Genomic DNA, 11,558 nt, shown 5'->3' with positions numbered 1-11,558 from the left:
CATGCGCAGTCATTCCGCCGCGACCGGCGACCAGCCCAGGCTCAATTCCAAGGGCACGGTGCTGTTCGCCAGCCTGATCGGCACCACCATCGAGTTCTTCGATTTCTATATCTACGCGACAGCCGCCGTGCTGGTCTTTCCCAAGCTGTTCTTCCCGCCCGGCGATGCCACCGCGGCGACGCTGCAGTCGCTGGCCACCTTCGCCATCGCCTTCTTCGCGCGGCCGGTCGGCTCGGCCGTGTTCGGCCATTACGGCGACCGCATCGGCCGCAAGGCGACGCTGGTGGCGGCGCTGCTGACGATGGGCATCTCGACCGTGGCGATCGGCCTGCTGCCGACCTACGCCAGCATAGGCACCACCGCGCCGCTGCTGCTGGCGCTGTGCCGCTTCGGCCAGGGACTGGGGCTGGGCGGCGAATGGGGCGGCGCCGTGTTGCTGGCGACGGAAAACGCGCCTCCCGGCAAGCGCGCCTGGTACGGCATGTTCCCGCAGCTGGGCGCGCCGATCGGCTTCTTCCTGTCCGGCGGCATCTTCCTGCTGCTGAGCGAGACGATGAGCGATGCGCAGTTCTTCAGCTACGGCTGGCGCATCCCTTTCCTGGCCAGCGCGCTGCTGGTGCTGGTCGGGCTGTTCGTGCGGCTGCGCATCACCGAGACCCCGGCCTTCCAGAAAGTGCTGGAAAAGAACGAGCGGGTCAAGGTGCCGGTGGTGACCGTGTTCCGCGAGCATGGCCGCATGCTGTTCCTGGGAACCATCATCGCGCTGGCGACCTTCGTGCTGTTCTACCTGATGACCGTGTTCGCGCTCAGCTGGGGCACCGCCGCGCTGGGCTACAGCCGGCCGCGCTTCCTGCAGCTGCAGCTGTTTTCGGTGCTGTTCTTCGCGCTGACCATCCCGCTGTCGGCAGTGCTGGCCGACCGCTACGGCCGGCGCGCGACGATGATCGTGGTGTCCATCGCCATCGTGCTGTTCGGCCTGGTGCTGGCGCCGATGTTCGGCTCGGGCAGCACGGTCGAAGTCACGCTCTTCATGTCGCTGGGACTGGCGCTGATGGGCATGACCTATGGCCCGCTCGGCACCATGCTGTCCGAGCTGTTTCCGGCCGAGGTGCGCTACACCGGTTCGTCGCTGACGTTCAATTTCGCCGGCATCCTCGGCGCATCGCTGGCGCCGTATATTGCGACCTGGCTGGCCAGCAATTACGGCCTTGCCTATGTGGGCTACTACCTGAGCATCGCGGCCCTGCTGACGCTGGCGGCGCTGCTGATGACGGGACGGGCGAGGGCGCTGAAGTTTGCGTGATCGCGCGCCGCGCTAGTCCTGGAACAGGCCGCGCCAGCCGGCCCGGCCGGCGCGGTCGGCCGCGAGCATCGCCTCGAAGCCGTGCGCCGGCAGCGCGGCCGAAAACAGGAAGCCCTGCCCGTAGTCGCAGCCGGCCTGCTTCAGCATCGCCAGCTGCGCCCCGGTTTCTATGCCTTCCGCGATCACCTTCAGCCCCAGCTTGTGCGCCATCACGATGATGGATTCGGCGATGGTGCGGCTGCCTTCGTCGGTCGCGATCTCGGCCACGAAGGACTGGTCGATCTTCAGGTAGTCGATGTCGAACCGCTTCAGGTAGGCCATCGACGAATAGCCGGTGCCGAAGTCGTCGATGGCCACCTGTATGCCGGCGTCCCGGTATTCCAGCAGCTTGTCGGTGACGCTGGTCGACGCATGCAGCAGCATGCCTTCGGTCAGCTCGATGGCGATGCTGCTGCCGGGCAGCCCCAGCTGCCGCAGGTGCTGCAGCCAGTCGTTGTCGTCATTGTGGGACAGGAACTGGATGGGCGACTTGTTGACGCTGATCTGGAAGCCTTCGCCCAGCTGCTCCTGCCACTGCAGCGAGCGCGACGCCGCTTCCTTGAACACCCAGGCGCCGATCTGGTTGATCTGCCCGGTTTCCTCGGCCAGCGGGATGAAGCTGGTCGGCTCCACCAGCCCCAGCCGCGGATGATGCCAGCGCAGCAGCGCCTCGGCCTTGACCAGCCGGCCGCTGGCCAGGTCCAGCACCGGCTGGTAAAACACCTCGAGCTGGCCGGCCGGCAGCGCGCTGCGCAGCTCGCTCGCCAGCCGCAGCCGCAGGTGCGCCTTTTCATCCATCGCATACGTGAAGTAGCTGAACTGGTTCTTGCCGGCGTTCTTGGCCGCGTACATCGCCTGGTCGGCCTTGCGGATCAGCTCTTCCGATGTCGTCGCGTCATTCGGATACAGGGTCACGCCTATGCTGCCCGACATGTAGGCGACTTCCTTGCCGATCAGGAAAGGGCTTTCCAGCGTGTGCAGGATCTTCTGGCAGACATGCTCGACCCGCGCCGGCGACTCGGGCGCGGTCAGGATCACGGTGAACTCGTCGCCGCCGAGCCGCGCCACCGTGTCGGATTCGCGCACGCAGCCCTTGATGCGGCTGGCGCATTGCGCCAGCAGCAGGTCGCCGGCATCGTGGCCCAGCAGGTCGTTGACCTGCTTGAAACGGTCGAGGTCGATGAACAGCAGCGCCACCTGCTTGCTGCCGCGCGCGGCCTTGCGCACCTCCTGGTCGAGCCGGTCGCGGAACAGGCGGCGGTTGGGCAGGCCGGTCAGCGCGTCGAAGTTGGCGTGATGCCAGATCCGTTCGTCCGCCTGCTTCTTGGCCGATATGTCGGACGTGGTGCCGGTCATGAGCAGCGGCATGCCATTGTCGTCGCGCGCCACGATGATGCCGCGCGACAGCATCCATAGCCACACGCCGTCGGCGCGCTGCACCCGGAATTCGCAGCTGTACGCGCTTTCGCGGCCTTCGACATAGGCCTGCAGCGCCGCCCGGATGCGCGGCAGGTCGTCCGGGTGGATGCGCTTGCGCATCGCCTCCTTGATGCCGCCCGGCGACTCGCTTTCCGGGTCCCAGGCCATCATGCGCTTCAGGTTCTCGGAGAAGTGGTAGCTGTCGTTGCTGATGTCCCAGTCCCAGATGCCTTCGCCCGAGCCTTCGATGGCCAGCTTCAGGCGCTCGTTGCTGATGCGCAGCGCCTCCTGTATCCGGTGCTGCCCGGTGACGTCGCGCAGCAGCAGCTGGGTCGCCGGCCGGCCTTCCCAGGTGATCGCGCCGGCCGACACCTCGACCGCGACCTGGCCGCCGTCCAGCCGGCGCCAGCGCTGCTGCGCCAGCGGCGAGCCGCCGTCGTGCGCGGCCGCGCCCATGCTCCGGCGCACGGCTTCGTGGAACTCCGGCTCGATGAAGATCAGCAGCGCGCGGCCGGTCAGCACGCCGGCGCCGGGCGCGCCCAGCATCGCGGCCGCGGCCGGGTTCGCATAGACGATGCAGCCGTCGACGCTGACCAGCGCGGCGTCCGGGCTCATCTCGGTCAGCATCCGGTAGCGCTCCTCGCTGGCGCGCAGCGCCGCCTCGGTCGCCTTGCGCTCGGTGATGTCGAGCGAGACGCCATGCAGCCTGGCGCTGCCGCCGCCGTTCCTGATCATGCCGCCGCGCACGTGCAGCCAGCGGATCTCGCTGCTCTCGCGCACGGCGACGCGCATCTCCAGTTCCAGCTGGGCGTCGGCGCTGGCGGCTGCCTCCATCGCCTCCAGCAGCCGCGGCAGGTCCTCGGGGAGCACCATGCCGGTCCATTCCATCCTGGAAAATCGTTTCTGCACATTCGGGTAGCCGAGCAGCGCGGCCATCTGCGGCGACACCTCGATCTCGCCCGTCGCCAGGTCCATTTCCCACTTGCCGATGCCGCCGGCTTCCGCCGCGTAGCGGTGGAATGCCTCGCTTTCGCGCAGCGCCGCCTCGGCGAGCCGCCGCGCGGTCAGGTCGACGGTGACGACCAGCAGCGCGCGCGGCTGCCCCGACGCATCGTCCAGGCGGGTCAGCGCGCTGTTGCAGAAGACGACGCTCCCGTCCTGCCTCAGGTAGCGCTTGTCGAGCGCCACCGGCTCGCCGGTGGCGAGCAGGCGCTGTACCGCCTCGAGACTGGGCGGGATGTCGTCCGGGTGCGTCACCTCGGTAATGCTGGCGCCCAGCAATGCCTCGCGCGGCCGCCCCAGCATCCGGCACAGGGTGTCGTTGATGCGCAGGAAACGGCCGTCCACCGACACTTCGGACAGGCCCGCGGCCGCCCTCGAAAAAATCGCCGCCAGCCGCGCCTCGCTGTCGCGCAGCCGCTGTTCCGCCAGGCGCCGCGCGCGGGATTTCTCGGTCACGTCGACGCCATAGCCGAGCAGCCAGGCATGGCGGCCGGCGCTGTCGGGCAGCGGCGAATAGACGATGTCGAGTATGCGTTCCTCGGGCGGCGCGCCCGGCGCACGCGCCAGCAGCACCGGCTGCTCGCGCCCGACATACGGCTCGCCGCTGGCGCGCACCTCGGCCAGGATCGCGTCATAACCGGCCGCCGCCAGCTCGGGCGCGGCCTCGAGCAGCGGGCGGCCCAGCAGCGCGCGCCCGCCAAGCAGCGTGCAATACGCGTCATTGGCAAACTCGACCCGGTAGTCGGGGCCGCCCAGCACATGCACGAACGACGGCGAGCGGCGGAACACTTCGTCCAGCAGGTGCATGCGCTCCGCCTGCAGGACTGCGTCCGGCCGCGCATGCTGGCCGGCGTCGCCCGGGCCGACATCCTGCAGCAGCAGCAGCATGCCGCCCGGCGCGCCCTTGTGTTCCGGGACCGGGCTGCAGCTGATGCTGTGCAGCCGCAACTCCTCCCGGCCCGCGCGCATCACGGGCAGCAGTTGTTGGGGAAAGACGCCGGCCTGGCGGTTCATCAGCAGCGCATGCAGCGGCGCCGCCAGCGGGCAGTCGGGCGGCCAGTGACGCGGGTAGGAGGCGCCCAGCAGGTCGGGAAAGCGCCCGCCGAGCAGCCGGGCAAACGCTTCGTTATGGAACATGACCTGTTCCGCGCCCCACAGCAGCATCCCCGGCAGCGGCAGCGCGAGCAGCATGCCGACGGCCACGCGGAGATTGTCCGGCCACGCGTCCGCCGGGCCCAGTCTGGTAGAGGCCCAGTCGTGGCGGCGCACCCGTTCTGCCATGTTGCCACCGTCCTGCGGACTGATCAGGATGTCGATTTGATTCTTCCAGTGCGTGCTCATCGAGCTTGACTTGTTGTTTGCCGCGCAGCCATTTTTCCATCGGCTGCAGCACGCGCGTGTACGCCAGGTTCAACGCTAGACAAGGTTTACGATACCAAAAAGCATCTTGCCCTACAGTTACTCTTGACAGTTACTTTCAGTAGAAGGTTCAAATCCCCTGCGATAACTTTCTGGCATGCAATTCCGGCAGGCGGCGGTCAGGCCTGCCGGCCGGCCAGCCAGTCGCGCACGGCCAGGCCGGTCCCGAAATCCCAGGGACGCAGCTTGTCGATGGCGACCACCCGGTATTCCGCCAGTTCGTGATTGAGCGCGACGTCGCCTTCGGCTTCCACGTCGAACGCCAGGATGAGCTGGTTCTGCGGGTAGAACGGGTAATAGCCGATGAAGCCTTTGAGTCGTCCCCGCAGGCCGAGTTCTTCCTCGACTTCCCGCAGCACTGCCTGCTCCGGGTCTTCGCCTTTTTCCAGGAAACCGGTGATGACCGAGAAGCGTCCCTCGGGCCAGGCAACATTGCGGGCCAGCAGCACGCCGCCCCGGTACTGGACCAGCGCGGCGACCACGGGCACCGGGTTGTCCCAATGCACGTAGGCGCAGGATGCGTCGCTGCATGCCAGCCGCGGCACGTTTTCCATCAGGCGGGTTTCGAGGGGCGTGGCGCAGATCGGGCAGAAATTCATGGCGGGTTCCAGGGTGAGGGCGATTGGGATGGGGTTTTCTGGAAATTGTGTCTTTACTATGGCATTCTTGCCACCTTTTTTCTTTATGGATTCCACGATGATCCCTGCCTGCAAATTGCGCATCCTTCCGCTGATCCTCGCCGCCGCGCTCGCCGCGCCGGCCTTCGCCGCCGGCCAGCCGGTCGAGCCGGTGCTGGCCGAGGCCAGGAAACACAAGGCGCCCCTGCTCGAGACGCTGAAGTCGCTCTGCAATATCGAGTCCGGCAGCCGCGACCTGGAAGGCCTGGACAAGGTCGCCGAGCTGGTGGCCGCGCGCCTCAAGACGCTGGGCGGCGACGTGCAGCTGGTCGATGTCAACAATGACGTCTACCGGATGGAAGACACGCCGGAGAAGGTCGGCCGCGTGGTGCGCGCAACCTTCAAGGGCAACGGCAGCAAGAACATCATGATGCTGGCCCACATGGACACCGTGTACCTGAAGGGCATGCTGGAGAAGCAGCCGTTCCGCATCGACGGCGACAAGGCCTACGGCCTGGCCATCGCCGACGACAAGCAGGGCATCGCCACCATACTGCACACGATCGCGATGCTGAAGGACATGGGCTTCAAGGACTACGGCACCCTGACCGTGCTGATCAATGCCGACGAGGAGATCAGCTCGCCGGGTTCGCGCAAGCTGATCGCGAAGCTGGGTGCCGAGCATGACGTGACGATGTCGTTCGAGTCCTCGCGCGCCAATTCCGACAAGCTGTCGCTGGCCACGGCCGGCATCGGCGCGGTCACGCTGAAGGTGCAGGGCCGCGCATCGCATGCCGGTTCGGCGCCGGAGAAGGGCGTCAACGCGCTGTATGAAATGGCGCACCAGGTCACGCAGATGAGCAAGCTGTCGGATGCGTCCACCGGCGTGAAGATGAACTGGACCCTGGCCAGCGCCGGCTCCAACCGCAACGTGATCCCGGCCGACGCGCAGGCGCAGGCCGACGTGCGCGTATTGCGTGCGGCCGACTACGACGGCATCGAGCGGCAGGTGCAGGAACGCAGCGCACAGAAGCTGCTGCCGGAATCCAAGGTCACCGCCGTGTTCGAACGCCGCCGTCCACCGCTGGAAGCCTCCGACGCCTCGCAGGCGCTGGCGCGCCATGCGCAGTCGGTCTATCGCGAGCTGGGGCGTGAACTGGTGGTCGACCCGGTCGCCGAGGGCGGCGGGACCGACGCGGCGTTCGCCGCGCAGGGCAACCGGAATGCCGTGGTCGAGCGCTTCGGGCTCCAGGGCTTCGGCGCGCACACCGCCGACGCCGAATACATCCTGCTCGACAGCATCGAGCCGCGGCTGTACCTGGCGGCGCGGATGGTGATGGATGTGTCGCGGGGGCAGTTGAAGTAAAAGACCAGCAGGCGAGCGGGCGATCGGTCATGCCGGTCGCCTGCAACGATCCTTGCGCGTCCGCCGCCGGCTGTCTCCGGGGCAGATGCAGCGACTGCTGTACATCCTCGAGGCCACGATCCGTGGCCTCGACTGCGTCAAGCCGGTCAACCCGGCCCGCCCGCGACACCCGGCCCTCCGCCACTCCCCCGTTCAACCTGTCATCAGCCGGTAACCCACGCCCGTCTCGGTGATGATGTGCACCGGCCGCGCCGGATCGGCTTCGATCTTCTGCCGCAGGTGGCCCATGTAGACCCGCAGGTAATGGCTGCGCTCCGCGTGTCCCGGCCCCCAGACTTCCCGCAGCAGCTGGGTATGCGTCAGCACCCGTCCGGCATGGCGGGCGAGCGTCGCCAGCAGCCTGAATTCGATCGGGGTCAGGTGCAGGGGCTGGCCGTCGCGGGTGACGCTGCGCTGCGCCAGGTCCACGACCACCGCGCCGAAGGCGAGCACCGGCAGGTCCGCGCCGACGGGCGCATGGCGCTTGCGCAGGTGGACGCGGATGCGGGCCAGCAGTTCGGGATTGCCGAAGGGCTTGGTCAGGTAGTCGTCGGCGCCGGCGTCGAGGGCCTCGACCTTCTTCGCCTCGGCGCTGCGGGCGGAGAGCACGATGACCGGCACCGTGCTCCAGCTGCGCAGCTGGCGTATCAGGTCCACCCCGTCCATGTCGGGCAGGCCCAGGTCGAGCAGGATCAGGTCGGGCTGGCGGCGGGCCAGCGCCAGGCCCTCGCGCCCGGTCTCGGCCTCGGACACGCGCATCTGCGCGGCCTGCAGGGTCAGGCGCACGAAGCGGCGTATCTGCCGCTCGTCCTCGATCAGCAGGATGTGCGCCGGCGGCGCGCTGTCGGCATCGGGCAGGTTCATGGCGTCGCGGCTTCGTCGAGCAGGCGTTCGTCCGGCGGGCTTCCGACCGGCAGCGTGAACAGGAAACGCGCGCCGCCGTCCGCGCCCGGCTCGACCCGGATGCGGCCGCCGTGGGCCTCGACGATGGCGCGGCAGATCGACAGGCCCAGGCCCATGCCGGAGCCCGTGCTTTCCGGGTGGCCGCGGCTGAACTTGTCGAAGATGCGCTCGCGGTCGGCCGGCGCGACGCCCGGCCCGCGGTCCTCGAGCGCGACTTCCACCATGTCGCCGTCGAGGCGAGCCTCGATTGCCAGCGGGCTGCCGTCGGGCGCCATCCGGCTGGCGTTGGCCAGCAGGTTGCACAGCACGCGCTCGATCAGCACCGCGTCCAGCGCCAGCGGCGGCAGCGCGGGCGCAAGCCGCAGGTCGACGCGGCGGCCGGCCAGGCTGCGCGCCTGCAGGCTCAGCGCGCTGCCCACCACTTCCTCCAGCATCTGCCACTGCCGGTTCAGCTGCACCGGGCCGGCCTGCAGCCGCGCCATGTCGAGCAGGTTGGTCACCAGCTGCTCCATGCGCAGCGCCTCCTCCTCGATGGCTTCGGCCAGCTCCTGGCGCGATTCGGGCGGCAGCGCCGGGCTGCCGGCCAGCGTGCCGGACAGGCCGACGATGGCGGTCAGCGGCGTGCGCACGTCATGCGAGATCGCGCTCAACAGCGAATTGCGCAGCCGCTCGGACGCCATCTCGACCTGCGTGGCATGGGCGACATCGACGTAATGCACGCGCTCGACCGCCAGCGCGATCTGCGCGGCGCAGGTCTGCAGCAGCTGCAGCATCTCGGGCTGCACCTGCGCGGCGGCCTGCTGCAGCAGCAGCACGCCGCGCAGCCGCATCGGCGCGCGCAGCGGCAGGTAGATGGCGTCGCTGCCTGGCGGCGGCGCGCCGTCGTCCTCCATCATTTTCGCGGCCGCGGCCAGCACGGCGGGCGAGGGCGGCGCCGCGCCTTCCGGCGCCTGCAGGCGGCCGTCGCGGTCGGCCAGCAGCAGCAGCGCGGGCGCGTCGAACAGCGCCTGCAGGTGGCTGCAGCCGGCTTCCACCACCTGGGAGCGGGTCAGCGCGGCCGACAGCGCGCCCGACAGCTCGAACAGCGCCGCGGCGCGCCGCGCCCGGTATTCCGCCAGGCTGGCCTGCATCTTGAGGCTGCTGGTGAGACCGCTGATGATCAGCGCCACGGTCAGCATGATGGCGAAGGTCAGCAGGTACTGGCTGTCCTCGACGCCGAGCGAATAGTAGGGCGGCACCACGAACAGGTCGAATGCCGCCACCGCCAGGAAGGACGCGGCCACGGCCTGCATGCGGTCCAGCCGCACGGCCACCAGCACCACTTCCATCAGGTACAGCATCACCAGGTTTTCCGGCGCCAGCCACGGGCGCAGCGCCATCGCCAGCAGGGTGGCCGCGGCGCAGCCCGCCGCGGTCCATAGCCAGGGGCCGATGCGCGGCGGCTGCCGGTCGGCCAGGTCGAGTGCGGATTGCGCGGGTCGGTTCATCGGTCCTGCTCGTTAGCCTGTCAGCCAGGCGGGTTTTTAGGGTTGCGGGATGGTCAGATTTCCACCTGGGTGCCGAGTTCGATCACGCGGTTGGCGGGCACCCGGTAGTAATCCGCCGCATCGCGCGCATTGCGCGACATCGCGGCGAACAGCGACTCGCGCCAGCGCGCCATGCCGCCGGCGGCGGTGGACAGGATATTCTGGCGCGCGATGAAGAAGGAGGTTGCCATGATTTCCGTTTCCAGTCCCTGTTCGGCGCACAGCGCCAGCGCCTGCGGTATGTCGCGCTCGTCATTGAAGCCGTAGCGCACGTCGACCTGGAAGCACTGGTGCCCGAGCGGCGTCACGGTGACGCGCTCGGCCAGCGGCACCCGGGGCACGTCGCGATTGTAGACGGTCAGGAACAGCGTGCGCTCGTGCAGCACCTTGTTGTGGGCCAGGTTGTGCAGCATCGCATGCGGCACGCCGTCGCCTTCGGCGCGGAAGAACACGGCCGTGCCCTCGACCCGCGCCGGCGGCGCCACGAACAGCGACTGCAGGAAGTCGCCCAGCGGGATCGCGTGCCGCTGCAGGCTGCCGAACAGCAGCGCGCGGCCGCGCTTCCAGGTCAGCATCACGGTCATCATGCAGCCGCCCAGCAGCAGCGGGAACCAGCCGCCATGCAGGATCTTGAGGGTATTGGCGGAAAAGAAGGCGACGTCGATCAGCAGGAAGAAGCCGGTGGCGGCCCAGCACAGGAACAGGTTGTACTTCCAGCGGTAGCGGATGACGAAGAAGGTCAGCACGGTGGTGGTCATCATGGTCGCGGTGACCGCGATGCCGTAGGCCGAGGCGATGCCGGAGGAGGAGCCGAAGCCGACCACGACCAGGATCACGACGATGAGCTGCAGCCAGTTCACCACCGGGATGTAGATCTGGCCCATCTCCTGCTGCGAGGTGTACAGCACCCGCATGCGCGGCAGGAAGCCCAACGCGATGGCCTGCTGGGTCACCGAGAACGTGCCCGAGATGGTGGCCTGCGATGCGATCACGGTGGCCACCGTGGACAGCGCCACCAGCGGGTAGATGCTCCACGCGCCCAGCTGCGCGTAGAACGGGTTGGCGATCGCTTCCGGCCGCGCCAGCAGCAGCGCGCCCTGGCCCAGGTAATTGAGCGCCAGCGCCGGGAACACCACCATGAACCAGGCCAGCCGTATCGGCCGCTTGCCGAAGTGGCCCATGTCGGCATACAGCGCCTCGGCGCCGGTGAAGGCCAGCACCACCGCGCCCAGCGACACGAAGGCCAGCCAGCGGTTGCGCAGCAGGAAGTCGATCGCATGCCACGGGTTGAGCGCGGCCAGGATGTCGGGCCGCTGCGCGATGTTGACCACGCCCATGCCGGCCAGCGCGGCGAACCACACGATGATGACAGGCCCGAACCACCTGCCGATGCCGCCGGTGCCCTTGCTCTGCAGCAGGTAGAGCCCGACCAGCACCGCCACGGTCAGCGGCACCACGTAGGGCTTCATCGCCGGCGTCGCCACCTCGAGGCCCTCGATGGCCGACAGCACCGAGATCGCCGGCGTGATCACGCCGTCGCCGTAGAACAGCGCGGCGCCCGCCAGGCCGACCAGCATCAGCGGCGTGGTCCAGCGCGACTTTGCTGTGACCGACTCCAGCGCCAGCGCCATCAGCGACATGACGCCGCCTTCGCCGCGATTGTCTGCCCGCAAAATCAGCGTGACATATTTCAGGGATACGATGATGGTCAGCCCCCAGACGATCAGGGACACCACGCCGAGCAGGTTGGCCTGGTTGAGCGCGATGCCGTGCTCGGCGGAGAACACTTCCTTCATGGTGTACAGCGGGCTGGTGCCGATGTCGCCGTAGACGATGCCGATGGCGGCGATGGTGAGGGTGCGGATGCTGCTGGCGCTGCTGCTGGATTGCGTGGTCAAGGCTGGCCCCGGTCGAAGTTGGCCGGC

Annotated in this window: 7 protein-coding genes; 2 read left to right on the top strand and 5 right to left on the bottom strand. The window is 68.5% G+C overall.

Going from position 1 to position 11,558, the window contains the following annotated elements; translation table 11 throughout:
- The first annotated feature begins 1 nt into the window (after position 1).
- Positions 2 to 1,303 carry an MFS transporter gene (locus tag QOL82_RS14545; protein ID WP_283443002.1) on the top strand — a complete coding sequence of 434 codons (1,302 nt, stop codon included), beginning with the start codon at positions 2 to 4 and terminating at the stop codon, positions 1,301 to 1,303.
- Positions 1,304 to 1,315: 12 nt separating this feature from the next.
- Here QOL82_RS14545 and QOL82_RS14540 read toward each other — a convergent pair whose 3' ends face one another.
- The gene (locus tag QOL82_RS14540; protein ID WP_283443001.1) at positions 1,316 to 5,104 is read right to left on the bottom strand and encodes a bifunctional diguanylate cyclase/phosphodiesterase; all 3,789 of its coding nucleotides are present in this window, start codon (positions 5,102 to 5,104) and stop codon (positions 1,316 to 1,318) included.
- A gap of 197 nt (positions 5,105 to 5,301) precedes the next feature.
- Complete coding sequence (locus QOL82_RS14535) at positions 5,302 to 5,781, bottom strand: NUDIX domain-containing protein (protein ID WP_283443000.1); 480 nt, start codon at positions 5,779 to 5,781, stop codon at positions 5,302 to 5,304.
- A 97-nt stretch (positions 5,782 to 5,878) separates the two neighbouring features.
- Between QOL82_RS14535 and QOL82_RS14530 the strand changes: the two genes are divergently transcribed.
- Positions 5,879 to 7,165: a M20/M25/M40 family metallo-hydrolase gene (locus QOL82_RS14530; RefSeq protein WP_283442999.1), complete on the top strand. Its 1,287-nt coding sequence runs from the start codon at positions 5,879 to 5,881 to the stop codon at positions 7,163 to 7,165.
- 192 nt (positions 7,166 to 7,357) lie between these two features.
- Here QOL82_RS14530 and QOL82_RS14525 read toward each other — a convergent pair whose 3' ends face one another.
- The 3 genes from QOL82_RS14525 to QOL82_RS14515 are packed head-to-tail and all read right to left on the bottom strand — an operon-like array spanning position 7,358 to position 11,531.
- Entirely contained in the window at positions 7,358 to 8,068 is a 711-nt protein-coding gene (locus tag QOL82_RS14525) for a response regulator (protein WP_283442998.1), read from the bottom strand.
- Positions 8,065 to 9,594, bottom strand: a complete 1,530-nt coding sequence (locus tag QOL82_RS14520) for a DUF4118 domain-containing protein (RefSeq protein ID WP_283442997.1) — start codon at positions 9,592 to 9,594, stop codon at positions 8,065 to 8,067. The genes QOL82_RS14525 and QOL82_RS14520 overlap by 4 nt, the downstream gene beginning before the upstream one ends.
- A gap of 53 nt (positions 9,595 to 9,647) precedes the next feature.
- A complete protein-coding gene (locus QOL82_RS14515) occupies positions 9,648 to 11,531 on the bottom strand; it encodes a potassium transporter Kup (protein ID WP_283442996.1) in 1,884 nt (627 codons plus the stop codon).
- Between the last annotated feature and the right edge of the window lie 27 nt (positions 11,532 to 11,558).

This window comes from Noviherbaspirillum suwonense (assembly GCF_900182955.1).
Taxonomy (GTDB): Bacteria; Pseudomonadota; Gammaproteobacteria; order Burkholderiales; family Burkholderiaceae_D; genus Noviherbaspirillum_A; species Noviherbaspirillum_A suwonense.
Note: the sequence above shows the minus strand (reverse complement) of the source record. Positions and strands in the feature narration are given on the sequence as shown.